We start from the raw sequence: 25,741 nt of genomic DNA on the forward strand, positions 1-25,741 counted from the left end.
AAACAGAATTTTTCATGTTTGATTTAGCTCATCTATTAAACTCATCATTTCAGCAATAAATTATTTAGTGTAAAATGCCCCGCTTTATTATCCCCAAAATACGAGTAGCGCACATGCAAACCAATATGCCAGATATAGCAGACACTGCACCCGCTTTACAAACAGGTAAATTAGACTGGGTTGGCATGGGCGAAATAGAACTGCCATTTATTTTTGAATCCCGAGACTTATCTCCAGTTACAGTAAACGCCAAAGCTCGTGCATTTGTAAATTTACATAAAGAAGATGCCAAAGGCATTCATATGTCACGTCTATTTTTGGCACTTGATCTGCTTTCAACCGAGCAGCAAGTCAATCCGCAAACAATAGCGCAGGCACTCGATACCTTTATAACTAGCCACGAAGGGCTGAGCAATAAAGCACAAATTGAATTTAAATTTGAATTACCGCTACGCCGTAAGTCACTATTAAGTGGCAAAGCGGGCTGGAAAAGCTACCCAGTTGTACTTACCAGTACAATTGAAAATAACGTTATTAGCTACGAGCTAACCGTAGATGTTACTTATTCTTCAACGTGCCCATGCTCTGCTGCACTTGCGCGCCAGCTTATACAAAACGCGTTTAACGAAAAGTTTAACCAAGAAACGTTGAGCCAAAAAGATGTGCACGAATGGCTAGGCACTACACAAGGTATTGTAGCGACTCCCCACTCGCAGCGCTCTATTGCCAACGTAAAAGTAAAGCTTGATAGCAACATTCAAGAATTTGACGTAGTTACGCTAATTAACACTCTTGAAGCTGAGCTTAAAACACCAGTACAAGCAGCAGTAAAACGTGAAGATGAGCAAGAATTTGCCCGTTTGAATGGTCAAAACCTTATGTTTTGTGAAGATGCAGCGCGTAAAATTAAAGCATTGCTAGAGGCAAACCATTACAGTGATTATTGGCTGCAAATAAACCACTATGAGTCACTGCATGCACACGATGCTGTAGCTATTGCAGTAAAAGGTATTAAAGGAGGCTACAAAGCTTAATCGCTGTGTAGCTATTGCTTGTAAACCAGCCGGTAATTATTTTATAACCCATACTTTTTAGGCACGTAAATTGCTTTGTTTGAGCAGTGTCAATTTGTTGTTATGGAGTTACCGTATGGAATTCGCTTTATTATTAATCCTAGTATTAGTTGTCGGGGCCTCTGTTGTTGCGTCAAAATTTAATGACGATGGCGGAAACCCGTATCCTTTTACTCGCAAGCAAACTGTTTTTACGCAGGTTGAAGGCGCTTTTTTAAATCTTCTAGAGCGTGCTGTTGGCGATCAATATAAAATTGTTAGTCGCGTTAAGTTAATCGACGTTATTGACTGTAAGCAAGGCCTTTCAGTAAAGTCTAAACGTGCTGCTTTAGCTAAAGCTAAAAATAAGCAACTCGACTTTGTTTTAATCGATAAAGAAAAACTAACAATCATTGCTGCTGTTGACCTAGTTAACAATGCCAACAAAGATGGCCACAAAGCTCAACGCGACTGGTTTGTAAACGGTGCACTAGAGTCTGCGGGCATTCCACATATTCGTATGAAAGTTAAATCGGGCTACCGCCCTTCTGAAGTACGCGATGCAATTATGTTTAAACTTGGTAAGCCTGCAGCAACACAAACTCAGCGCCCTGTTCGTAATCGCTCACATAAGCCAGCGGTACTTTCACCTTCTCAAGCTAAAGCGCAAACCACCGCGTTAGCTGAAATTTAAAAAACGAATTAAATACTCTCCTAAAAAGTATTTAAAGCGAGCTCATAAACAAGCTCGCTTTTTTGTTTTTTATTGCTAACTTCACGTATAATCAAGTGATTCAAACTCAGGAATTAAACTTTATGAATGTTGGTATTATTGGCGCAATGGAGCCAGAAGTTAAAATTTTACGTGAAGCTATGCAAAACCCACAAATTTTAACTAAAGCAGGTTTCACTTTTTATACTGGCGAGTTGGCTGGTAACACGGTGACACTTGTTCAATCTGGTATTGGTAAAGTCGCATCAACTATTGCAACTACCTTACTGATCGATAACTTCAAACCTGATTGCATAATTAACACAGGCTCAGCCGGTGGATTCGATCCTTCTCTTAGTGTTGGCGATGTAGTAATTTCGTCAGAAGTACGTCACCACGATGTAGACGTAACTGCTTTTGGCTACGAAATTGGCCAAGTACCACAAATGCCGGCAGGCTTTGCAGCACACCCTAAATTAGTTGAAGCAGCACAGCAAACTATCGAACAAATCAGTGATGTTAAAACACTCGTTGGCTTAATTTGTACTGGTGACACATTTATGTGTGACCCTATACGCATTGATAAAGCACGTAGTGATTTTCCTACAATGCTTGCTGTTGAAATGGAAGGCGCTTCAATTGCACAAACGTGTTTTACGCTAAACACACCATTTGTGGTAATTCGCTCAATGTCTGATATTGCTGGTAAAGAGTCACCACAATCATTTGAAGAATACCTAGAAACAGCATCAATCAACTCATCTAAAATGGTTGTTGCACTTTTAGAAAAGCTTACAGCAGTATCTCTGTAAATGCTTAGCAATATTGTTCAAAATCACTTGGACTTTATTGCCTTTATACTAGCGCTCCTTGCTGAGCGCTTTATTCCCCTTATTAGCTGGTATCATCCTAATACGGCGTTAAATGCTGTTTTTAGTGCTATTGGCAAACGTATATACAAAAGCAAAGAACCTAAAAGCTATCAATATTTGGCAGCTATCCTCGCAAGCTCACTTATTTTAAGTGTTATTCTCATTATTGTAGTGTTACTACTCGAGTTTGCTTTTTATCCTGAATTACTCGCTGGCCTTATTTTATATTTATGCCTAGAAAGTAAGAGCATTGATAAAAAAGCACTTCGCATTGCAAAGCTAACTAAACAAAATCAAAAATCCACAGCACGCGAATTACTAAAACCACTGCTTGCCCGTGAAGTTAATAGACTTTCATCTGCTGGTATTATCAAAGCATTAATTGAGAGCTTAATACTGCGCACCGCTCGATACTATTTCGTAGTCATATTTATATTTTTAGCATTTGGTCCTATTGCTGCCCTTGCCTATCGGTTACTTACCTTAATACAACAAGCATGGCGTAGTGATATCCCCCCAAATAGTTACTTTTTAAAACCGCTTAAAACACTCTTGTTTATTATTGAATACATTCCCATGCGCTTACTCGCTTTAACTATTGCAGCAAGTCGAGCAAGCAAACAAAGCATGCATTATATAAAGCATTATGGCAGGCATTTTTATCAAACAAATACAGGCTGGCTCTTAAGCACATGTTCTGCATCACTTGGCGTGCAGCTGGGCGGGCCTGCAGTTTATTTAGGTACTCGCTTTAATAAAATGCGTATTGGCACTGATAGACTACCTACACCCGAGGATGTACCTGTAATAATTAATAGGTTAAATCAGGCCCGTGTATTTTGGTTGTTAGTAATAGCCAGCATTGAAATATTAAAATTGATTTAAAGGGCTCAAAATACGAGCACAAAAAAAACCAGCCGAGGCTGGTTTTTTAGTTTTTAAAATGTGCTTAAGCTACAGTAATATTTGCAAACTTACGTTTACCTACTTGGTAAATAGCCGTTGTGCCTTTTGCTATTTCAAGTTTGGTATCAGTGATTTTATCTTCACCGTTAAGTTTAACTGCACCTTGCTTAATCATACGCATTGCTTCTGATGTACTTACTACTAAATTTGCTTCTTTAAGCAAGTTAGCAATTAAAATAGTATCTTCTGCAATAGTGATTGTTAGCTCTGGGATTTCATCTGGTAACGCTTTTTTCTGAAAACGCTGAATAAAATCATCATGTGCACCTTGTGCATCAGCTTCACTATGAAAACGAGCAATTAGCTCTTTAGCTAGTTCAATTTTAATATCGCGCGGATTCGTACCTTGCTCAACACGTTCTTTTTGAGCTGCAATTTCTTCAATAGAAAGCGCACTTAATAAGTCGTAGTAACGCCACATTAGCACATCACTAATTGACATTATTTTACCAAACATATCGTTAGGTGCATCAGTAATACCAATGTAGTTACCAAGCGACTTAGACATTTTTTGAACGCCGTCAGTACCTTCAAGTAATGGCATCATTAATACTGTTTGCGGCTTTTGACCTTCTACTTTTTGTAGCTCACGGCCCATTAACAAGTTAAAGCGCTGATCAGTACCACCTAGTTCAACATCTGACTCTAGTGCAACCGAATCCCAACCTTGTACCAGTGGATATAAAAACTCATGAATTGCAATTGGTTGGCCGCTTCCATAACGCTTTTTAAAGTCATCACGTTCAAGCATACGTGCTACGGTTTGGTTTGCAGCAAGTTTAATCATGCCTGCAGCGCCTAACTTTTCCATCCAAGTAGAGTTAAATGCAACAGTGGTTTTAGCAGGATCTAGAATTTTGAATACTTGTTCTTTATATGTTTCGGCATTGGCTAGTACGTCTTCACGAGTAAGTGGTTTACGCGTTACGTTTTTCCCCGTTGGGTCACCAATCATGCCAGTAAAGTCACCAATTAAGAAAATAACCTCATGACCTAAATCCTGAAAGGTTTTCATTTTATTAATTAGTACAGTGTGTCCTAAGTGTAAATCAGGCGCTGTAGGATCAAAGCCTGCTTTTATTTTTAGCTTCTTGCCCGACTTTAGTTTTTCAACTAGTTCGTCTTCAATTAATATTTCTTCTGCACCGCGTTTTATCTCTGCTAGAGCGGTTTGTAAATCCACTGTGTATTACTCCAAAATTCTGCCGACGAAGGGGCGACTAGTTACTTGCGTAGTCACGGTTTAATAAAGGTTTAAACCGAATAAATAGATGTAGCTAACATAACAAATTTCTACCTAATTAAAACAACTTTTTAAGTGATTCATGCAACTAAACTAAATCAATTGAGTCTTAGCTAGGTAGAGCGTTAAAAAAGGCTTTCTAAGCCCGATTTTAGCGTAGTTTAAGGTCAGTTTAAATCTACAAAACACTAGTATTCGTACATTATTAAGTATATCCTGCAATATTATGTATTTATTATCTTGACAGCAGAAAAAGGCACGTTATGGTTCACGTGGTTCACACGCTCCCCAAAAAACACAAATTGCTTATTCTAGGTTTGGTTTCTGCTATTGTTGGCTTAGCCTTTCTTCCTTCTGAAAAAGCCACTGCATCCAAAGACAATAGTGCAAATGCACTAGAAATTGGTAAGCGCTATGAGTTACAAGTTAAAGTTGATAACAACGAAAAATTAACTGAGTTAAATTCAGAGCAAGCAGCAGAAAAGTTACCAGAATACGACTTTGTCGATCATAAAGTTAAAAATGGCGACAATTTAGCAATTATCTTTAAGCGTGCTGGTTTTTCGGCTCAAACGCTTCATAAACTAATTAACACTAATGCTGAGACTCGCAAGCTGACTAAAATTCACCCAGGTGAAATACTTAGTTTTGCGACAGCTGAAGATGGCTCCTTAGCTCAACTGCGCTATGTGATTTCAAAAACCGATACTTTATTTGTTACCTTAAACGAAGAAGGTAACTACGATACAGCTATTGATAGCAAAGAAATTGAAACGCTAACCAAAACCGCTGGCGGCGAAATATCTAATAACTTTTGGACTTCAGCAATTGCAGCAGGTTTAAGCGAACGCCAAATAATGAACTTTGCTGACATATTTGGTTGGGATGTTGATTTTGCAAACGACATTCGTAAAGGCGATGTATTTGGCTTAATTTACGAGTCTCACTATGTTGATGGCGAGTTTATTGGTACTGGTAAAATTATTGCAGCTGAATTTGTAAACCAAGGTCAGCGCTTTGCAGCTATTCGCCATACCGATGGCAATTTTTATACGCCTGAAGGGCGTAGCATGAAAAAAGCATTTTTACGTGCACCTGTAAGCTTTAAGTATATTAGTTCGAGCTTTAATCCTCGCCGCTTACACCCTGTTACTGGGCAAGTTAGAGCGCACCGTGGTATCGACTTTGCTGCACGCACTGGCACACCAGTTGTTGCATCTGGTAACGGTAAAGTAATTAAAGCCGGTTACAGCAAGTACAACGGTAACTACGTATTTATTAGCCATGGCACGCAATATGTAACTAAGTACTTACACCTAAATAAGAAGCTAGTTAAAACGGGCCAAAAAGTTAAACAGGGCCAACAAATTGGTACTGTAGGTTCTACAGGTCGTGTTACTGGTGCACATTTGCACTATGAATTTTTAGTAAATGGCGTTCACCGTAATCCTAAAACTGTAAAACTTCCTAAGTCAGAGCCATTACCTCGCTCAGAACTTGCCAAGTTTAAACCTATTGCTGATAACTTTATTGCCCAGCTTGAGCGCAATCGCGAGCTACAGTTAGCACTTAAATAAAGTTTATCAATAAACATTAAAAAAGCCTTTGCAGGTTTAACCTGCAAAGGCTTTTTTGTATACGCTATAAACCATTAGTACATCAGTACATTAATACATTAATACATAAATTAGCTGAATAACCAAAGACACCATCACTAATGGCCAAATATATTTACTGTATTTGGTTGCGCTGTTGAGCCCTATTTTACTTTGATACTTTTCAAGCAAGGGTATAAGTATCGCCAGCGCAACAAACAAACCAATTAAAATAACGAATATGTTCATATTAACGCCCTACTTATGGTAATTCGTGGCCTTTAGCGCTTACATAAAGTGCATACCAATGCTCACGAGTTAGCTCTACGTTTACAGCATCACAAGAGGCTTTAATCCGTTTAGCATTAGTTGTTCCAATAATTGGCTGAATAGATGCGGGATGGCGAAGCAACCATGCAAGTACAATTGCCTCAGCAGAGGTTTCATAAAGTGCAGCCAGCTTATTAACTAAAAGACTGGTGTTTATATCTGCCTGAGATGCGTTTGATAAATCACTACCGCTGTACAAGCCTTGGCATAAACTACCCCAGCTTTGAATTTGGATTTCAAAATGTCGACAGTACTCAATACTACCTGGTGTAAAATTAAGATCTTTACCGTCACTGTTACCGGCATATACACCTTCATCAACAAACTGATGTTTTTGTAAACTAGCCTCAATTTGGTTAGCCACAATCGGCATATCAAGTGCGTGCTGTAAAAAGTTCATTTGGTGCTGCTGCATATTCGATACTGCAAAATTGCGCACTTTACCGCTTTCTTTTAAGCAACTAAATATGCGAGCAATTTCGTTAACTTCCATGAGTGGATCAGGGCGATGCAGCATAAGTACGTCTAAATAATCTGTATTTAATCGTTTTAATGATGCTTCAACTGACTGCTCAATCCACTTTTGGGAAAAATCATAACGCTTTGGCCCTAAGTCATCTTCAAATCGAATCCCACACTTAGATTGAATATACATGTGCTCTCTAAGCTCTGGCCGCTCACTTAATGCTTTACCAAAAACCTGCTCTGCTTTACCAAAAGTATAAATATCAGCATGGTCAAAAAAATTAATACCACCTTCAATGGCGTTATCTATACATTCATGAGCTTGCTTAACATGTGCATCAGTGATTGCGTCTTTATTCCAACCGCCTCCCAGACCCATACATCCAAATACAAGTTTACTAACGTGAGGCAAGTGCTTTGCTAAAGGCGTGTGAAGCATGATAACTATCCTTAAAATGTTGAAGAGCTGTTACTGTAAACAAAAAGTGCTGAACAAGAAACCATTTAGCGGTGAAGAAATTAAGAACAAAAAAAAAGCGCAGTAAACTGCGCTTAATGGTTAATCTATTTTAAATTACATTTTTAGCCAACAAGTGCTAATAAAATACCCGCAGCAACTGCACTACCAAGTACACCCGCTACGTTGGGTCCCATTGCATGCATAAGTAAAAAGTTATGTGGGTTACTTTCAAGGCCAACTTTATTAACTACACGTGCCGCCATTGGCACAGCCGATACACCTGCCGCCCCAATTAATGGATTTATAGGCGTTTTAGATATACGGTTAAGTCCTTTTGCCATAAATACGCCAGATGCCGTACCAATTGCAAAAGCCAGTGCGCCAAGCACTAAAATACCAATCGTCTCAACAGTTAAAAACTTATCTGCAGCAAGCTTTGAACCAACAGCTAAGCCTAAAAATATAGTTGTAACATTAATGATTTCGTTTTGAGCACTGTTACTTAATCTATCAACAACACCCGACTCTCGCATTAAGTTACCTAAACAAAACATACCTACCAGCGGTATAGCAGCCGGTAAAAACATAGCCGTTAAACTAAGCACCATAAGAGGAAAAATAATCTTTTCCTTTTTAGATACTTTGCGAAGCTCTGGCATTTTTATTTTACGTTCTTCTGGGGTTGTTAATGCACGCATAATTGGCGGCTGAATAATTGGCACAAGTGCCATATATGAATACGCAGCTACTGCTATTGCGCCTAGTAAATCAGGTGCCAGTTTTGATGCTAAAAATATTGCTGTTGGCCCATCGGCACCACCTATAATGGCAATAGCCGATGCGTCCTGTAGAGTAAATTCAAAACCTGGCACATAGTTAAGTAATATAGCGCCAAACAATGTAGCAAAAATACCAAACTGTGCAGCCGCACCTAATAACAACATACGTGGGTTTGCAATAAGTGCGCTAAAGTCGGTCAGCGCCCCTACTCCCATAAATATCAACAGCGGAAAAATCCCCGTATCAATACCCACATAATAAACGTAGTACAAAAGCCCACCTGGGTCTGACAAACCTGCCACTGGTACATTTGTTAAAATTGCACCAAAACCAATAGGTAGTAATAATAGTGGTTCAAAGCCTTTAGCTATCGCTAAAAACAGTAATAAACACCCTACCGCAATCATTATTAACGATGGGATTGTAAAGTTAGCAATGCCTGTCGCATTCCAGAGGTTTAAAATACCTTCCATCCTCTATTTACTCCTAAGCTAATGCAATCATAGCGTCGCCGGTAGTTACAGCATCGCCTTCACTAACTAACACTTCAGCAATTGTTCCGGTATGCGTAGCGCGTATTTCAGTTTCCATTTTCATGGCTTCCATAATAATCACTACATCGCCTTCGTTAACAACTTGCCCAGCTTTTACCTTAATCTTAAAAATATTACCGGCTAGAGGCGCGTTAAGTGTTTCACCTGATGCAACCGAAGCAGATTGAGGAATGTGCTCAGAGTCTTTTAATGTTACTTCCTTAAGTTCACCACCTTGCGCTACGACTACGTCATAAACTTTACCATCTACTTTTACGCTGTATTGCTCAGCCTTCACTTTGTTATTATTTGAAACTGATTTAGAAGGTGCTTTACTGCTTTTATCTTCAACAGAAGGTACTGGCTCAAATGCATCTGGGTTGTTGCGGTTTTTAATAAACTTCAAACCAACTTGTGGGAATAATGCATAAGTTAATACGTCATCAATTTGATCATCAGCAAGTGTTAAACCTTGCTCTTGTGCTTCTTTTAATAACTCAGCTTCAAGCGTTGCAAGCTCAGGTGCAATGTTATCAGCAGGGCGACAAGTAATAACTTCCGCGCCATCAAGCACGCGCTCTTGTAGCTCTTTATTCATTGGTGCTGGTGTTAAGCCATATTCACCTTTTAATACGCCAGCAGTTTCTTTAGTAATTGTTTTATAACGCTCACCCGTTAGCACATTAAGTACCGCTTGAGTGCCAACAATTTGCGACGTTGGTGTTACTAAAGGTAAAAAGCCAAGATCTTCACGTACACGTGGGATCTCAAGTAAAACCTCATTAAGCTTATCGGCTGCGCCTTGCTCTTTAAGTTGGTTTTCCATGTTTGTAAGCATGCCACCAGGTACTTGAGCTAATAAAATGCGCCCATCAACCCCTTTTAAGCTACCTTCAAATGCCGCATATTTTTTACGTACATCTCTAAAGTAAGCAGCAATTTCTTCTAGGTGGTTTAAATCAAGCCCAGTATCACGCTCAGTCCCTTCAACTATCGATACAATAGTTTCAGTTGCAGAATGTCCATAAGTCATACTCATTGATGAAATAGCGGTATCGAGCATATCAATACCAGCATCAATTGCTTTTTGGTAAGTAGCAGTACTTAAACCTGTTGTAGCGTGGCACTGCATAGCAATTGGAATAGATACAGTTTCTTTAAGTGCTTTAATTAGTTTTTCAGCATCGTACGGCTTTAATAAACCCGCCATATCTTTAATACAAATTGAGTGACAACCCATATCTTCAAGCTGCTTTGCAAGAGTTAGCCACATATCAAGTGTATGAACTGGGCTAACTGTGTACGAAATAGTACCTTGAGCGTGAGCGCCTACTTTTACAGCCGCTTTAATAGCTGTTTCTAGATTGCGAACATCGTTCATTGCATCAAATATACGAAATACGTCAACGCCATTTTTATGTGCACGTTCTACAAATTTTTCAACTACGTCATCAGCGTAATGGCGGTAACCTAATAAGTTTTGACCGCGTAATAGCATTTGCTGTTTAGTATTAGGCATCGCTTTTTTTAGTGCACGAATACGCTCCCAAGGATCTTCGCCTAAATAACGAATACACGAGTCAAATGTAGCACCGCCCCACGATTCAATAGACCAATAACCCGCATCGTCTAATTTGCTAGCAATCGGTAGCATATCGTCTAGGCGCATACGCGTTGCTAATAATGATTGGTGAGCATCGCGTAATACCAATTCTGTTAATTTTAATTTAGCCATGTGTGTGCCCCTTATTTATTATTTGATTTGTACTGAGCAATGGCAGCACTAATAGCAGCGATGTGCTCATTAGGCACACCTTGAGATTTAAAAGATGGTGATTTAACTGGTGTCGCCACGTCAGGTTCGCTAAAGCGCGTCACCAAATTAGACATAAGCGTTACTGCACCAATTAATATCGACAGAAATACAAACACCCCAACCATGCCAGTAAGCATTAAGTTACCAGCCGTTGTGAGTAGAGCACCTATATCCATTTTTCTCCCCTTGAAACCCATATCGAAAATAAAAAATCGATTTAATTAAATATTTATTCACTGGATAATAACAAAACTAATCGCTTTGTCTACATCTTGTAAATTGGTAAAACCAATTAAACAATAAACAACATAACACTCAATTAATTTACATGCTATAACTCAGCAATCACGCGCTCTACAATACATACAAGAAATAACGACTATAGCTAATAGTTATATGGAAGTTGTTAATTAACTATCAAGCTAAGTAAAAATAAACACTAATTCTTAATATAAAATGCAAAGCCACACACCAATTGCTAATTGGTCTTACCAAAATAAGTTTATTTAGTGAACATTTAGCAGTTATTTGCAACAGTGTGAATAACTTACATAACAAAGCGTAAAAGTTACTAACCAACTAATAACTAGAACAACAGCGAAAAACCATAACCAATTGATATTTATACCAAATAAACTTTGGCATATAACTGGCATTAGTTATTATGAGCAAATTTGATAACCAAGGAGAAAACAATGTTACGCTGGACAATTACATTTTTAGTTATTGCTTTAATCGCTGCAGTGTTAGGTTTTGGTGGCATCGCAGGTGCCGCAGCTGGTATAGCAAAAATTATATTTTTTATCTTTTTAGTACTTTTAGTGATTTCATTAGTTTCAGGTGCACTACGTGGTAAATCACCCAGGTAGATAAAGCATTCAACTAACAAACACTAAAATTTAATTAATACTTACAAGGAATTACACTATGAAATCTACAACTTTAAAAGCAGCACTAATCGCAGTATTTGCAGGTTTTTTCATGATGGGTTGTGAAGACAACCATGCAGAAGATGCTGGCGAACGTATCGACGAAGCAGTAACTGATGTGCAAAACTCTGTTGAAGATGCATGTGAAAATGTTAAAGAAGGCGTGAACGCTGAAGAAACTAACTGTTAATTCTTCTTGTACCGCTAAAAAAACGGCTTTCGAGCCGTTTTTTTGTGCCAGTAATAAAATCACTGACTATAAAGCTGCTCATTTAGCAGTTAGCTTGTTAAAATAAAAAAAACGATATTTAAAGCAAGGCAAAATGGCATTCACAACCACCTACACATTAGATAAACCCTACTTTTACGAGTGTTTTGATGAGTCACTCCCTTATAGTAAGCGTGCAAAACCTAAATACTTTTTACTTGTGTTGTTAGTTGCGCTTGGTCTATTTGGCATTTATGTTTTAGACGATCATTACTTAGGATCGTTTATGATCATGTTAGCGGTACTCGAGTGCGTCGCTTTTTACTATCGCAGACCATGGTGGGTAACCAGACAAATGCTCAGCAGAGCATCAGGCTCTGAGGTAACACTTACCTTTGATGAAGAAGGTATTAAATCTGCTAATCATTACAAAAGCTATCAATTAGAATGGCAAAATATAAGCGAAGTAATAGACACCCAACAAGGTATTATTATTAAAAACAAAAGCGGCATGCAGTACATATCAAAACAAATACTTAGTCCTGAAACACTCGCTTTTATAAACAAAAAAGCCACTCAGTGAGTGGCTTTTAGTCTAGTTGAGTTAATTACTCAACTACGTATACGTGTTGATTAAGCATTGCCCGGATTAGGGTTCGACTTTTCAGCTTGTATGCGCATGTAAATCTCTTCACGATGCACTGATACGTCTTTTGGTGCATTAACACCGATTCGAACTTGATTTCCTTTAACACCTAGAACAGTAACTGTTACTTCGTCACCAATCATTAGGGTTTCACCTACTCTACGAGTTAGTATTAGCATTCTCTTGCTCCCATGTTCCAATAAAAATTATAAGATTCCGCTTAAACATACTAATGAAAATTAGACTGAAAAGTAAGTAAAAACTCGCAATCTATCCATTTTCTGTTAAAAATGCCTTGTGTAATGCACGAACAGCCAACTCTAAGTACTTTTCATCTATTAAAACTGAAATTTTAATCTCTGAAGTCGAGACTAAAACCACATTAATATTTTCCTGCGCTAATGCATCAAAAAATAAACTAGCGACACCAGAATGTGATTTCATACCCATGCCAACAGCAGAAACTTTAGCTACTGCTTGCAATCCGCTTATATTTTGAGCACTGAGCTGAGCTTGATCTTCACTCAATAATTCAAGTGCTTGCAGATAATCATTCGAGTGCACAGTAAAAGCATAGTCTATTTTTTCAAAGTTATGATTAACTTGATTAATCATATCTATTTCGATGCCATTTTCGGCAAAAAGTTTCAATATTTTTGAAAGATATTGCGTGCCCGTTGGCACACCTTGTACCTTAATTAAACATTCGTCACGATTAAACGCAATCCCCGATACAACCTTGCTTGGCATATCGTTCTCCTCAAAACTTATTAATGTACCTTCATCGGGATTAAAGCTCGAAAGCACCCTAAGTGGCACATTATGTTTTCCTGCGGCTTCTACTGAGCGAATATGCAAAACTTTCGCCCCTAAACTTGCCAGTTCTAGCATTTCGGCAAAGGTAACTTGGCTCATTCTGCGCGCGTTAGGTTCAACACGAGGATCTGTAGTATATACGCCGTCAACGTCTGTATAGATCTGGCATTCGTCAGCTTTTATAGCCGCAGCTATTTCCACAGCCGATGTATCGGTGCCGCCGCGCCCAAGCGTTGTAATGTTGCCCTCAACATCACGCCCCTGAAACCCAGCAATAATAGCAATACGATTATGCTCAAGCTCATGCTTTAAACGCGTAGCAGCAACCTCTGCAATACGAGCTTTACCAAACATGTTATCGGTTAAAATATTGACTTGATCGGCTAATAGGCTCACAGCAGAGTGGCCACGTTTTATAATAGCCATAGCAAGTAGTGATACAGAAACCTGCTCTCCGGTGCTAATAAGTACATCTAGTTCACGGCTACTCGGGCGAGTATCGATTTGTTTGGCGAGATTAATTAAGCGGTTGGTTTCTCCCGACATAGCCGAGAGCACCACAACCACTTGGTGTCCTTGTTGTCTGGTTTTTACAACAAGGTCGGCGACCGCTTCAATTCTCTCTATCGAGCCGACCGAAGTGCCACCGAATTTTTGAACAATAAGCGCCACTAAGGCTTAAGTACGCTCAGTTAACCAAGCTGTAACGCTATCTAGTGCAGCAGCAAGGTTTTGTGGCTCACTACCACCAGCTTGTGCCATATCTGGACGACCGCCACCTTTACCACCTACTTGGCCTGCCATGTGGTTAACTAACTCACCGGCTTTTACTTTGCCTGTTAAGTCTTTAGTTACACCAGCAATTAGGCTTACTTTGTCGCCACTGGCAACACCCAGTGCAATAACACCTGAGCCAATTTTGTTTTTAAGGTCATCAACCATACCGCGAAGCGCTTTAGATTCAGTACCTTCAACATTTGCTACAAGTAGCTTAATGCCGTTAATTTCAACAATCGAATCAAGTAAAGATGCACCCGCTGCACTTGCTAACTTATCGTTAAGTTGCGCAATTTGCTTTTCAAGACCTTTAGACTTTTCAAGTAACGCGGTTACTTTTTCAAGTACCGATGCGCTATCGCCTTTAACTAAAGCAGCTACATCATGTAATTGTTGCTCTTGCTCGCTAACATAAGCAACTGCATCAGCACCAGTTACCGCTTCAATACGGCGAACGCCTGCTGCAATACCGCTTTCAGATACTATTTTGAATAAACCAATATCGCCTGCGCGCTCAACGTGAGTACCACCACAAAGCTCAATAGAGTAGTCGCCAATAGTAACTACGCGTACTTCGTCATCGTACTTTTCGCCAAACAACGCCATAGCACCTTTCGCTTTAGCATCATCAATAGCCATAAGCTCAGTATTGAGTGCAAAGTTACGACGAATTTCGTCATTAACTACACGCTCAATTTCACGTAGCTCATCTTTAGTAACCGCTTCGAAGTGCGAAAAGTCAAAACGTAAACGATCAGGCTGAACAAGTGAGCCTTTTTGGCCTACATGGTCGCCTAATAATTGACGTAGTGCTTCGTGTAAAATATGTGTAGCTGTGTGGTTTTTCTTAATGCTATCGCGGCGTGCATCATCAATAGTCGCATCCACTTTATCGTTAACACCAATGCGGCCTTGCACAGTACCGTGGTGAGCAAAAGCATTACCAAGTTTAGTGGTATTAGTAACATTAAATTCGCCACCAGCAACTGCAATAGTACCCGTGTCGCCCGTTTGGCCGCCTGATTCAGCGTAAAACGGTGTGCGGTCTAATACTACAATACCTTGTTGACCATCTTCTAATAACTGAACAGCTTCGCCACCAGCAAAAATTTCTACCACTGTCGCGCTATGGTGTGTGCTGTCGTAGCCTTTAAACTCAGTAAGCTTTTCTGATTTTAATTGCTCGTTGTAATCAGCACCAAACTTACCCGCTTGTTGCGCTGTTTTACGTTGTACAGCCATGCACTCTTCAAAACCTTGATGATCAATCGTCATCTGGCGCTCACGCGCAACATCGGCCGTTAAATCAGCTGGAAAGCCATACGTATCGTAAAGTTTAAATACTAAGTCGCCCGGTATAATATCGCCTTTAAGGTCACTTAAGCTTTCTTCTAAAATAGCTAAGCCACGCTCAAGTGTTTTACCAAACTGTTCTTCTTCAATGCGTAATACTTTTTCGATAATTTCTTGTTGCTTAGCAAGCTCTGGGTACGCTTGACCCATTTGCTCAATTAGCGCAGCAACTAACTTATAGAAAAACGAACCTTGCGCACCTAACTTATTACCGTGGCGCACAGCACGACGAATAATACGACGTAGTACATAACCACGACCTTCGTTAGATGGCATAACACCGTCAGAGATTAAAAACGCACACGAACGAATATGATCCGCCACTACGCGTAGTGACTTATCGTCCATATCTTGCGCGTTAGTTACACTTGCAGCTGCTGCAATTAAGCCTTGGAATAAATCGATTTCGTAGTTTGAATGCACACCCTGCAAAATAGCAGAAATACGCTCAAGGCCCATTCCTGTATCAACAGATTGCTTAGGTAGAGGCAACATAGTACCGTCGCTTTGACGGTTGTATTGCATAAATACAAGGTTCCAAATTTCGATGAAACGGTCGCCGTCTTCCTCTGGAGTGCCCGGAGGTCCGCCCCAAATATGCTCGCCGTGGTCATAAAATATTTCAGAACACGGACCACATGGACCAGTATCGCCCATAGACCAAAAGTTATCAGAGGTCGCAATACGAATAATACGATCTTCACTTAAGCCAATATCTTTTGACCAATACTCAAACGCTTCTTCATCATCGTGATAAATAGTAACAAGCAGTTTTTCTTGAGGTAATTTAACAACCTCAGTTAAAAACTCCCACGCAAACTTAATCGCGTCTTGCTTAAAGTAATCGCCAAAGCTGAAGTTACCTAACATTTCAAAAAATGTATGGTGGCGAGCAGTGTAGCCTACGTTTTCTAAATCGTTATGCTTACCGCCAGCACGTACACAGCGCTGCGAACTTGTCGCACGTGTATAAGGGCGGCTTTCTGCGCCTAAAAATACATCTTTAAATTGCACCATGCCGGCATTATTAAATAACAACGTGGCATCGTTACCCGGTATAAGCGAGCTAGAAGGTACTATTTGATGTTGCTTGCTGGCAAAAAAGTCTAAAAACTGTTGCCTAATTTGTGCGGTAGTCATGTGCTGCATTTGAAAGTCTCACCTGTATTTACTGTGCTTGCATTGCAAAATTAATTTCATCGTAGCTAAAACCCCGATACATTAAGTAGCGCACGCGCTTAGCTTTATCTTTGTAATCGAGATCTGGCGGTGTATTCGAATATTTTTTATTGTACGCATCCTGCGCAAGCTCAAACCAATCTATTTCAAGCTCTTCAACTACCATTTCAAGTAGCGAACGATCAATCCCTTTGCCCATAGCTTCGCTTTGTATTCGCTTAAGCCCGTGGCATTTAAATATGTGTTTTCTTACAAAGCCTTCACAGTATCGCTGCTCGTTAATAAAATTGTGCTTTTCGCACCAATCAAGCAGCGTTTCAATAAACTCTTCTGTCGCTTCTTTTTGCTGTAATTTGAGCGTTAACTCACGACGCGAATATTCTTGGCGCCCTAGTAACCAAAGTACATAGTTTTTTAGTTTTTGCTTTAATTTATCATCCATTAAGCGTCAAAACGTCCGCTTGTTTCACTGCTAAGTGGCTTAACATTAATGTCGTCACTTAATGGTACAACAGGCATAAAAATGGCTTGATAAGATACAAAAAAGCTAATGTAGCAAATCGGCATTAAAATCAACAGTGGTAAGAACGATAAGAACATCGAAAGCGCCATAAATAATGCGCAAATAAGGCCAAAAACGCCAAGTGGCAAAATATTATGATAAAACACCATTAACGACTTTTTAAGCGCCGTTAAAATGCGTGTTTCTTTACTAAAATAAACAAGTGGCACAGCGTACGCAAATGCCGTTAAATAAATTAGCATTGCCATAAAAAATAAAATTACATTCGCGCCCGAAATACTCTCAAGCATTTGCTCAAGTGCTACGTTTGGATCAAGTCCTGGTTGGCTCATAACAGCCACTGCATCGGCAAATAAGCCATTAGCAAGTAACGCCATTAAAATACCCGCACCCATTTGATAAAGTGCTAAACGTAATAACCCTAAACGATTTCCCTTAGCCGTAAATGGCTTGAGAATATCGGCTAGCATAATTTTTCCGCCCTGTTGCTTACTAAGCACCGCTTGGTAAAACCCTGCGGTTAAAAATGGCGTAGCGAGTGCTGCTACTACTTGCAGCAGCGGTAAAAATAAAGACAGCAGCCCTACAATGCCAATAAATAAATGCATAAAAATAAAGGTTGCTGGCTGGGTTTTAAAAATAAGCCATCCGGCTTTTAACCACTTTAGCCCTGCATCGGCTTTAAAAATTCGTAATTGTGTAGACATACTTGCTCTTAATTTAAAACGAAACACGCCAAGTATAACTTGGCGTGAGGGGGGATTAATAGACGAAACGTAATTAAATGATTAAGGTTTTTTAATTTTCTTAATATCTAACATATGCGCGCCATGCTTAATTTTTGTTTCTAGGTACGATTTATTACCCGCAACACCCGCTTTAATGTGCGCATGCGTGCCCACAACCGAGTCAACATTAATACCGGCATCTTTTAATGCATTAAGCTTTTTAGGATTATTAGTCATTAATTTAACGTGACTTAAATTAAGCGCATTGAGCATTAATACTGCATCCGAAAAGTCACGTAAATCATCAGCAAAGCCTAAATGATTATTAGCCTCGTAGGTGTTCATACCTTGCGATTGCAATACGTAAGCGTCTATTTTGTTGTATAAACCAATGCCACGGCCTTCTTGGCGTAAATACAATAAAATACCGCCTTGCTCGTGCATCATTTCAATACATTCATTTAGCTGCTCGCCGCAATCACAACGCGATGAGTAAAATACATCGCCCGTTAAGCATTCTGAATGCATACGAATTAGCGGTACATCTTGCTCTGTATCGGCGTTGTTAAACACCATAGCAATATGTTCTTTACTATCTTTTAAATCAGTAAATGAGATTATTTCTGCAGGGATATCACTATTTCTGCCAACTTTAAGCTGGACTCTTGCTCTTACTTGCGCCACGACAAATCCAAATATTTAAATAACTACGACACGACAATAAAGTGATAGTATCACAAAATAGGATAAATACACCGTAGTACAAGACTGTTTATGGCAAATATATGGCGACGACAGGCGTTATTTTCAAGAGAAGTGAAAGAATTGTTGTAGCCTCTAACGTCTAATGTAGGCGGGAGTTTACCTCGCGCTTTATAAAGTTAATTTAAGCTTCCAACTCAACGCCATCACGTAGAGCGAGCGAAGCGACACCCGACAAAATGGTTATAACTCAAGTGCAGCTCCACTTTAAAATTAATAGCTACCAAAAGCTTGTTAAAGCTTATGCCTTAAATTTTAGCGAGTATTTTATCGCTAGCCGCTTCTATTAAATCGAGCACATTTTCAAAGCCATCATCGCCGCCGTAATAGGGATCGGGAATAGCGCTTTGGGCTTGCTCGCCATATTCTAAAAACAGCGCTAATTTGTACTGTAGATGCTCAGGGCACTGGGCTTTTAAATCAGCTAAGTTTTGCGTATCGGCCGCTAAAATTAAATCAAACTCAGTAAAGTCGCTTGTACGTACTTTACGTGAATAAATACCTTTAAAGCTGTAACCGCGCTTCTCCCCTGCTGCCATTGAGCGACTATCAGGCGTTTTACCTTCGTGATAGCCAATAGTGCCTGCCGAATCAACGTTAACGTTAACGCCTAGCTTTTTAACGCGGGCTTTTAATACCGCCTCTGCGGTTGGCGAGCGGCAAATATTACCTAAACACACTATGAGTACTTTTTTCATTAAGGCTCCTCCAACTAATTTAAAAACCTAAGTTTTAAAACTGTTTTAAAATGCTTTCATCGTAATCTTCAACATTAAGCGTTACGTTATGTTGCGCTGCAACAGATTCAAGCTCAGCTTGTTTAATGGCTAAATCGTCCATGGTGATTAGATTATCGTCTAGCTGCCACAATAACCGAGAGCCCGCGTAGCTATAATGAATCGCTAATAACGCATCGGCATTACCTTCACGGCCAGCGGCTTTTAACTTAGCCATTTTACGGGTTATTTTATTAAGTGCTTTTTTAAGCTCCCACACATAAACAACTTCTGTCATAAACGTATGTGTACGGTATTTATTAAGTAACCACGCAAGCCCAACGCTTGTAATAGCAACGCCTATTAAGTTCCAATGAAAGTGGCTACCACTTTCATCAGGAAATAAAGCAATCAGCGTTTGCGATATAGCCAAGCTGCCTACAGCCAAACCAATACCGCATCCTGCAATAACACGGTTTAAATGTTTACGGTAACGCGCTTTATTTATTTCAATGAGTTGCATAACAGCCTAAAAAGTTAATAAGTAAAAGAATGCGAATGGCTATTGTAACTAAACCCCACATTTTTTATAAAATTATTTCACCCCTTTTTGATTTGCCACCCGTTATAGCTTTGAAAACACCCTAATTGTAGTGGTCAATAAAATTTGGAGCGGCTTATGCACACACTTGAAGTACCTAACAACCCAGTATTTATTAAAACATCGACTGCCGTTATTGGCGGCGCCGCAATGACCTTTGCAGCTTTTGCGTTTATGCAATATTTAATAAGTGGCGAGCAACGCGCACCGGTTAAACCAGGGGGCGATATTATAGTAGAGATTTTTCAGGCACCTGAGGATTCAAAAGTCAGGCATATACAAAAAATACAGCCGCCACCGCCAATGCCTAAAGTGCCGCAAAAAGCTCCACCGCTTGATACATCAGCCGATCCTGTGTTGGCAATTAGCGACCTTACGCCAGTTACAATTGACGATTTTGGTGGCGACATTAACAATACCATTAATCGCCCTACAGGGGATGCAACACCCATAGTGCGCATAAACCCTAAATACCCAACTACAGCCGCGCGCGATGGTATTGAAGGTTGGGTACAACTAAGCTTTAGTATTTCGCCCACCGGTGAAGTAATCGACCCAGTAGTTATTAACGCCGAGCCAAAACGTACCTTTGACCGCGAAGCAATAAGAGCCATTAAACGCTGGAAATATCGCCCCAAAGTAATTGAAGGTGTGGCACAATTACAAACAGGTCAAACTGTACAGCTCGATTTTAAATTAGATAACTCTATTTAACGGACTAAACGCCTATGCAACTAAGTATTAAGTCATGGTTATTTGAAACGCCAAGCAAGGACTGCATGGCAAGTTACGCAAAAAGTGGCGACAATCGTTACTTAGAGCAGCTTATAGCCCTCTACAGTAACGACTTATACCACTACCTTGTTACGCAATCTAATACGCATTTAGCATACGACGTAAGCCAACAAACATGGCTAAAAGTAATCGAAAAACGCCACCTTTACCAAGCACAAACCACACCCAAAGCGTGGTTATTTAAACTTGCCCGCAACACACTCATTGACGAATACCGCAGGCAACAGCACTTTGTAGAGCTTGACGAAAACACGCATTTAGCAGCACAAAATGATAAAAGCGAAAGTGGCTTAACTATAGGCAGCTCAAACATAAGTTACGACGCGTTCGACGCCGCCCTAAAACAACTTAGCTTTGTACAGCGCGAAGCCGTAACCTTGCAACAAGAAGGCTTTTCGCTTGCCGACATAGAACTTATAACGCAAAGCAGCCTTGAGACCATTAAAACAAGGCTGCGCTACGCCAAGCAACACCTTAAACGTTTATTAGGAGCAAACAATGAACAAGCCTGATGAGCCGTTTGATCAAAAGCTCACACAACACTACAAAGAGCGAAAAGAGCGCATAACACTTACAAGCGATCAACAAAAAGCGCTACTTAATACAGCCACGCACACAAAGCCTAAAAAGCCCACAAGGTTTAGTTTTACGCTACAGCTAACCAGCCTTGCCTGCGCACTCGGTGTGTTCGCCTTTATTGTGTTTGATAATAACAACGTAATAAATACTGAGCCTAAAACCGTGCTTAATAGCGTATTTAACACTATAGACATTCACGACTATTCAATTATTAAAACACACGAAATAAATCAAGCAGGTAGCTACGCAAGCACCTTTACAGAGCAAAAACACGCACTCGATAGCCAATTAGCTAACGATTTACGCCGCCACCAACAACGCCACATAGAATACGGCACGCTCGTAAAGGTAGATAACGACTGGTACATAGCCAGCTGTAATGACGAGGTACTAGTACAAATTAAGCAGTCATTATTGAGAGATTTAAAAGGTAAACACGCGGTAGAAAGTAATATAAACAAAGGTGATATGCTGGCTATGGCGCATAACGGCAGAGGGCAAATTATTGCGCTTAAACATGCGGGAGCTGGGGTTAGGCAATGTGGGGCTTAGGTTAGTTTGGCTCAGTTAAGGTGGGTGGTAATTTAGATAAATATTACCACCGAGAACACAGAGGCGCTACGCGCTGCACAAAGATAGTTGACTATCGCCCATGTAATCTAATGGTGAGGAAAGCTCTATAAAATCACGATATTGCTCTTTAGTAATTTTGTTGTATTCATCTTTGATATAAATTGTATTAGCTCAAATCTAAACTAACAGTCACCATTAGAAAAATGGGTAACTGTCAGATCAAGTCTGAGCTAGTACAGCTTAATAAATCTCTGTTAATGATTACTGCTTTAAAAGTCGCTTTTCTGGATTGTTTAAGTACTTTAAGCCAATGGTAACTATGCGTGTATGTACCATTGTTATAACGCGTATTTGCACATTACCAATAACAACAATATCGCCTTTACTGACTTCTCCTGAAAGCTTTTGGTTGATCACTTCTTCCAAGCTTATCTCTTCTGGGGCGTCTATGTGCATGTGGTAAGAGTAAAATATATCGCCTACCAACGTTACCCCTTTCACTTTAAGTTCGTTGTGCGCTAAGTGGCTATCTTGGTGGTTTGTTTTATCGGTTGCTGTAAAAACTAAATCAACAAAAGGTCTGTTATCTGGTTTTAAAACAACAAATAAATGGTCATTTGGTTTTAACTTAGTTGAACCCCGTGGCGGTATGATTGACGGACCTCGTGTGATCATAGCAACAACTACACTTTCAGGAAGTGCAGCATGTGACAAGCTGCGCCCAGAAACCCGAGAAACGTCACTTAAAGTGTATTCTACAATTTCTATATCAATATCGTTTAGTGCTGTGATTTCGAGCGTTGCAGCAGCCAAATCAGGTGGCGGCTCTACTAAATTTAGTTTTTTAGCCATCCACGGCATTGTTGAGCCCTGTAACGTGGCTGAAATTAACACCACGAAAAAAACAACATTAAAAATAAGTTCAGCCCCTGAAAGGCCAAATAATAATGGGAATATAGCTAAAATAATGGGTACTGAGCCTCTAAGGCCAACCCAAGATACAAATAAGGTTTCGCGATTATTAAAGCCAAACAGTTTTAAAATAGGCGCTACCGCTAATGGGCGAGCAACAAAAATGAGTGCCAATGCAATAAGCAATCCTTCTAGCCATACATCAACCAACGACGATGGGTTAATAAGAAGTCCTAATACAACAAACATGGTTATTTGCCCAAGCCATGCTAAGCCGTCATGAAACAGAAAAATACCGCGTTTATATACAAATTTACTGTTCCCTAAAATAACACCCGTTATAAATACAGCTAAAAATCCACTGCCGCCGAGCGTTGCAGAAAGGCCAAATGAAAGCAGTCCAAATGCGGTTACCATCACTAAATACAAACCCGATGCATTTAGTTTAATGCGATTAATAAACCAAACCGATATTTTACCAATTAAAAGACCACAAATAGCGCCAACACCCATTTGTTGAGCAAATAACTGTAGTAAACCCAGCCCTACTGGCATGTCATTAACGAGCATTTCGAGCAAACCAACCGTTAGAAAAATAGCCATTGGATCGTTCGAGGCACTTTCTATTTCAAGGGTCGATTTAAGCTTTTTATTCAAGTGAATACCCGCACTTCGTAAAAGTGCAAACACGGCTGCGGCATCTGTAGAACCAACAATGGCGCCCAGTAATACACCTTGTAATATGGGTAGGTCTAAAATATAAGTGGCCACAAGGCCTGTAATTACAGCGGTAAATAACACACCGATGGTTGCTAAAGCAGACGCGGGTTTCCACACTTGTTTAATTGAACTGGTGGGCGTTTGTAAGCCACCATCAAATAGAATAATAGCAAGCGCTAGAGTACCCAGAGCATGTGCGGCCTCTGCGTTGTCGAATGAAATACCTGCAATACCATCTTCACCTGCGAGCATACCTACAAGTAAAAATAGCACCAGCACCGGTAAGCCAACGCGTGCAGATAACTTGCTCGAGATCACTCCAAGTAAAATTAAAATGGCACTAACGAGAATGATATTATCAATTACAAACATAGTGTGGGTTTACAGCCTTATATGAGTTAAAAAGTAAGAATTTATAGCTACCAAAAAGCTTAAAGCTCATGCTATACAATAACCTAAAAAATATAAATACGGGTACTTAAGTCAATATTTAAATTGTTTATTTAATAGCTAGAGCGTCGTTAAGCTTGGTATTACTAGCCTCGGTCTTAATTTAAAAACAAAAAAGCCTGCAATAAGCAGGCTTTTGACTATTTAAGCAATCGTATTTTATAAAACAATAATGCTTGTTATTAAGTACGCTATAAACGTAAGGCCGCCACCAAATAAGGCATATGGTAGCTGCGTTTTAACGTGGGTGAGTAAGTCACATCCAGATGCAATAGCCGATACCGCGCTGGTGTCGGATATAGGCGAGCAGTGATCGCCAAATATACCACCACCTAAAATAGCACCTACCACAAGCGATGGCGGTAAACCTAGCGCTTGAATAAGTGGCACGCCAATTGGGATTAATATGGCAAACGTGCCCCACGATGTACCCGTAGTAAACGACATAACTGCGCCGGTTAAAAACAGCACCGGTACTATTAAGTAAATAGGTAGGTAGTCGCCAACAAGCGATGCTACAAATACACCAGTGCCAAGCTCTTTAAGACTTGCGCCAAGTGTAAGCGAAAGCAGTACAATGGCGACTAATGGCATTAATTCGCCCATACCTTTAAAACCGGTATCAACTAATTGATGATGCGTAAATTTACGTGAGCCAATCATTAAAAAGTAAGCGACAACAATGGCTAAAACCGTTGCATATAATACTGATTTAGAGCCGCTGCCCTCGGCTAGTACACCATTTCCGGTGTAATACATAAAGCCAACCATGCTGGTAATAAGCGTAATAAGCGGGATTAACATGTAACGCGCTTTAGAGCCTTTTACTTCTTCTTTTAAGTCAGTTGTTTGAAGCTCTAGTTTTTCTTCGGCTTCTTTCATTGGGCCATGCACTTTATCAAACGCGATGGTATAAAAAACAATGGTAAGGGTAATTATGGCGTAAAAGTTATACCCAACGCTGCCCCACAACACCGATACAGCCGACTCACCTAGCTCGTAGTTACCTAATAAACCAAGTACAAATGCACCCCAGCCATTAAGTAGTATTAAAATACACACTGGCGCACTGGTGCTATCAATAATGTACGCTAGGCGCGCTCGGCTCATTTTAAATTTGTCGAATAAGCCACGCGATAAAATCCCTGAGGTGAGTACGCTCAAGTTAGATTCTATAAACACCGCAATGCCGGTAAACATGGTTAAAAATCCCACTTGGCGCTTACTTTTTGCAATACCTTTGTTCATTAGCATATTAACCGTTGCTGCAACGCCGCCAGATTCGCGAATGTAGGCAAGCAAGGCACCAATTAAAATACTAAATATTAATATGCGTGTATTACCTGGCGAGCTGGCAACCGAAATAATACGTTCAATGGTATTTAAAAAAGTGTCAAACAAGCTATTACCTTCGCCCTGAAAGGCGAGTAAAAACTCAGAAGAAGCAACAGCAACAAGTAGCGCCATAATCACTTCTTTTCGCCAAAACACGATAGCAATCGCAATTAGCGGCGGTAAAATAGAATACCAATGCATAAAAAGTTAACCTTAATTATTAGCGAGCCACTCTCGCTTTGTACGCGTTTTATCGCTTATTTGTTAAGCCTAGCAGCATAAACTGGCTTAGATTTGTAAACCGCTTAGCTTAAT

At 39.9% G+C, this 25,741-nt stretch carries 27 protein-coding genes; 11 read left to right on the forward strand and 16 right to left on the reverse strand.

What is annotated here, in order from left to right; all coding sequences use genetic code 11:
- Positions 1-113: 113 nt before the first annotated feature.
- From folE2 to H5160_RS09320, 4 genes are all read left to right on the forward strand, one after another.
- On the forward strand, positions 114-1,034 hold the full coding sequence (gene folE2, locus H5160_RS09305; RefSeq protein ID WP_024597688.1) for a GTP cyclohydrolase FolE2: 921 nt from the start codon (positions 114-116) through the stop codon (positions 1,032-1,034).
- Between the two features lie 115 nt (positions 1,035-1,149).
- On the forward strand, positions 1,150-1,746 hold the full coding sequence (locus H5160_RS09310; protein ID WP_002962552.1) for a DUF2726 domain-containing protein: 597 nt from the start codon (positions 1,150-1,152) through the stop codon (positions 1,744-1,746).
- Positions 1,747-1,868: 122 nt separating this feature from the next.
- Entirely contained in the window at positions 1,869-2,576 is a 708-nt protein-coding gene (mtnN, locus tag H5160_RS09315; RefSeq protein WP_024597687.1) for a 5'-methylthioadenosine/S-adenosylhomocysteine nucleosidase, read from the forward strand.
- On the forward strand, positions 2,577-3,521 hold the full coding sequence (locus H5160_RS09320; RefSeq protein ID WP_182673998.1) for a regulatory signaling modulator protein AmpE: 945 nt from the start codon (positions 2,577-2,579) through the stop codon (positions 3,519-3,521).
- A gap of 64 nt (positions 3,522-3,585) precedes the next feature.
- On the opposite strand, the gene tyrS is transcribed toward H5160_RS09320, so the two are convergent.
- A complete protein-coding gene (gene tyrS, locus H5160_RS09325) occupies positions 3,586-4,785 on the reverse strand; it encodes a tyrosine--tRNA ligase (RefSeq protein ID WP_007585427.1) in 1,200 nt (399 codons plus the stop codon).
- Between the two features lie 323 nt (positions 4,786-5,108).
- Here tyrS and H5160_RS09330 point away from each other — a divergent pair, with 323 nt between their 5' ends.
- On the forward strand, positions 5,109-6,422 hold the full coding sequence (locus H5160_RS09330; RefSeq protein ID WP_024597684.1) for a peptidoglycan DD-metalloendopeptidase family protein: 1,314 nt from the start codon (positions 5,109-5,111) through the stop codon (positions 6,420-6,422).
- Positions 6,423-6,512: 90 nt separating this feature from the next.
- Here H5160_RS09330 and H5160_RS09335 read toward each other — a convergent pair whose 3' ends face one another.
- From H5160_RS09335 to H5160_RS09355, 5 genes are all read right to left on the reverse strand, one after another.
- Complete coding sequence (locus H5160_RS09335; RefSeq protein WP_182737294.1) at positions 6,513-6,689, reverse strand: hypothetical protein; 177 nt, start codon at positions 6,687-6,689, stop codon at positions 6,513-6,515.
- 13 nt (positions 6,690-6,702) lie between these two features.
- Complete coding sequence (locus tag H5160_RS09340; protein ID WP_182682380.1) at positions 6,703-7,674, reverse strand: aldo/keto reductase family oxidoreductase; 972 nt, start codon at positions 7,672-7,674, stop codon at positions 6,703-6,705.
- A gap of 143 nt (positions 7,675-7,817) precedes the next feature.
- Positions 7,818-8,948 carry a sodium ion-translocating decarboxylase subunit beta gene (locus tag H5160_RS09345; RefSeq protein WP_002961942.1) on the reverse strand — a complete coding sequence of 377 codons (1,131 nt, stop codon included), beginning with the start codon at positions 8,946-8,948 and terminating at the stop codon, positions 7,818-7,820.
- Positions 8,949-8,961: 13 nt separating this feature from the next.
- The gene (gene oadA, locus H5160_RS09350) at positions 8,962-10,743 is read right to left on the reverse strand and encodes a sodium-extruding oxaloacetate decarboxylase subunit alpha (protein WP_138489620.1); all 1,782 of its coding nucleotides are present in this window, start codon (positions 10,741-10,743) and stop codon (positions 8,962-8,964) included.
- Positions 10,744-10,754: 11 nt separating this feature from the next.
- The gene (locus H5160_RS09355) at positions 10,755-11,000 is read right to left on the reverse strand and encodes an OadG family protein (RefSeq protein ID WP_002961940.1); all 246 of its coding nucleotides are present in this window, start codon (positions 10,998-11,000) and stop codon (positions 10,755-10,757) included.
- 519 nt (positions 11,001-11,519) lie between these two features.
- Between H5160_RS09355 and H5160_RS09360 the strand changes: the two genes are divergently transcribed.
- From H5160_RS09360 to H5160_RS09370, 3 genes are all read left to right on the forward strand, one after another.
- A complete protein-coding gene (locus tag H5160_RS09360) occupies positions 11,520-11,693 on the forward strand; it encodes a DUF1328 domain-containing protein (protein ID WP_002961939.1) in 174 nt (57 codons plus the stop codon).
- Positions 11,694-11,751: 58 nt separating this feature from the next.
- On the forward strand, positions 11,752-11,943 hold the full coding sequence (locus H5160_RS09365) for a hypothetical protein (RefSeq protein ID WP_182737295.1): 192 nt from the start codon (positions 11,752-11,754) through the stop codon (positions 11,941-11,943).
- 133 nt (positions 11,944-12,076) lie between these two features.
- Positions 12,077-12,544, forward strand: coding sequence for a YcxB family protein (locus H5160_RS09370; RefSeq protein WP_165744115.1), 468 nt, complete (start codon positions 12,077-12,079; stop codon positions 12,542-12,544).
- 50 nt (positions 12,545-12,594) lie between these two features.
- Here the strand turns inward: H5160_RS09370 and csrA are convergent, their stop codons facing one another.
- The 8 genes from csrA to H5160_RS09410 form a co-directional block, all read right to left on the reverse strand.
- Positions 12,595-12,786, reverse strand: coding sequence for a carbon storage regulator CsrA (gene csrA, locus H5160_RS09375; RefSeq protein WP_004587515.1), 192 nt, complete (start codon positions 12,784-12,786; stop codon positions 12,595-12,597).
- Between the two features lie 91 nt (positions 12,787-12,877).
- Positions 12,878-14,095, reverse strand: a complete 1,218-nt coding sequence (locus tag H5160_RS09380; RefSeq protein ID WP_024597680.1) for an aspartate kinase — start codon at positions 14,093-14,095, stop codon at positions 12,878-12,880.
- A 6-nt stretch (positions 14,096-14,101) separates the two neighbouring features.
- Positions 14,102-16,702 carry an alanine--tRNA ligase gene (gene alaS, locus H5160_RS09385; protein ID WP_182711828.1) on the reverse strand — a complete coding sequence of 867 codons (2,601 nt, stop codon included), beginning with the start codon at positions 16,700-16,702 and terminating at the stop codon, positions 14,102-14,104.
- A 19-nt stretch (positions 16,703-16,721) separates the two neighbouring features.
- Positions 16,722-17,174 carry a regulatory protein RecX gene (locus H5160_RS09390; RefSeq protein ID WP_002961933.1) on the reverse strand — a complete coding sequence of 151 codons (453 nt, stop codon included), beginning with the start codon at positions 17,172-17,174 and terminating at the stop codon, positions 16,722-16,724.
- Positions 17,174-17,962 (reverse strand): BPSS1780 family membrane protein, encoded by a 789-nt coding sequence (locus H5160_RS09395; protein WP_024595741.1) that lies wholly within the window; start codon positions 17,960-17,962, stop codon positions 17,174-17,176. The genes H5160_RS09390 and H5160_RS09395 overlap by 1 nt, the downstream gene beginning before the upstream one ends.
- Positions 17,963-18,043: 81 nt before the next feature.
- Complete coding sequence (gene ribA / locus H5160_RS09400; protein ID WP_182737297.1) at positions 18,044-18,667, reverse strand: GTP cyclohydrolase II; 624 nt, start codon at positions 18,665-18,667, stop codon at positions 18,044-18,046.
- 326 nt (positions 18,668-18,993) lie between these two features.
- Positions 18,994-19,443, reverse strand: a complete 450-nt coding sequence (locus H5160_RS09405) for a low molecular weight protein-tyrosine-phosphatase (RefSeq protein WP_182715618.1) — start codon at positions 19,441-19,443, stop codon at positions 18,994-18,996.
- A gap of 34 nt (positions 19,444-19,477) precedes the next feature.
- Complete coding sequence (locus H5160_RS09410; RefSeq protein WP_002961927.1) at positions 19,478-19,984, reverse strand: DUF3087 domain-containing protein; 507 nt, start codon at positions 19,982-19,984, stop codon at positions 19,478-19,480.
- Between the two features lie 156 nt (positions 19,985-20,140).
- Here H5160_RS09410 and H5160_RS09415 point away from each other — a divergent pair, with 156 nt between their 5' ends.
- The 3 genes from H5160_RS09415 to H5160_RS09425 are packed head-to-tail and all read left to right on the forward strand — an operon-like array spanning position 20,141 to position 21,988.
- Positions 20,141-20,776 carry an energy transducer TonB gene (locus H5160_RS09415; RefSeq protein WP_182732945.1) on the forward strand — a complete coding sequence of 212 codons (636 nt, stop codon included), beginning with the start codon at positions 20,141-20,143 and terminating at the stop codon, positions 20,774-20,776.
- A 14-nt stretch (positions 20,777-20,790) separates the two neighbouring features.
- Positions 20,791-21,369 (forward strand): sigma-70 family RNA polymerase sigma factor, encoded by a 579-nt coding sequence (locus H5160_RS09420; protein ID WP_259416977.1) that lies wholly within the window; start codon positions 20,791-20,793, stop codon positions 21,367-21,369.
- Positions 21,356-21,988, forward strand: a complete 633-nt coding sequence (locus H5160_RS09425; protein WP_182732944.1) for a hypothetical protein — start codon at positions 21,356-21,358, stop codon at positions 21,986-21,988. Before H5160_RS09420 ends, H5160_RS09425 begins: the two co-directional genes overlap by 14 nt.
- Before the next feature lie 282 nt (positions 21,989-22,270).
- Here H5160_RS09425 and H5160_RS09430 read toward each other — a convergent pair whose 3' ends face one another.
- A complete protein-coding gene (locus H5160_RS09430) occupies positions 22,271-24,013 on the reverse strand; it encodes a potassium/proton antiporter (protein WP_138489632.1) in 1,743 nt (580 codons plus the stop codon).
- A gap of 237 nt (positions 24,014-24,250) precedes the next feature.
- Entirely contained in the window at positions 24,251-25,627 is a 1,377-nt protein-coding gene (locus H5160_RS09435; RefSeq protein WP_182737298.1) for a Na+/H+ antiporter NhaC family protein, read from the reverse strand.
- Between the last annotated feature and the right edge of the window lie 114 nt (positions 25,628-25,741).

Source organism: Pseudoalteromonas sp. SG43-4, assembly GCF_014164325.1.
Lineage (GTDB): Bacteria > Pseudomonadota > Gammaproteobacteria > Enterobacterales > Alteromonadaceae > Pseudoalteromonas > Pseudoalteromonas distincta.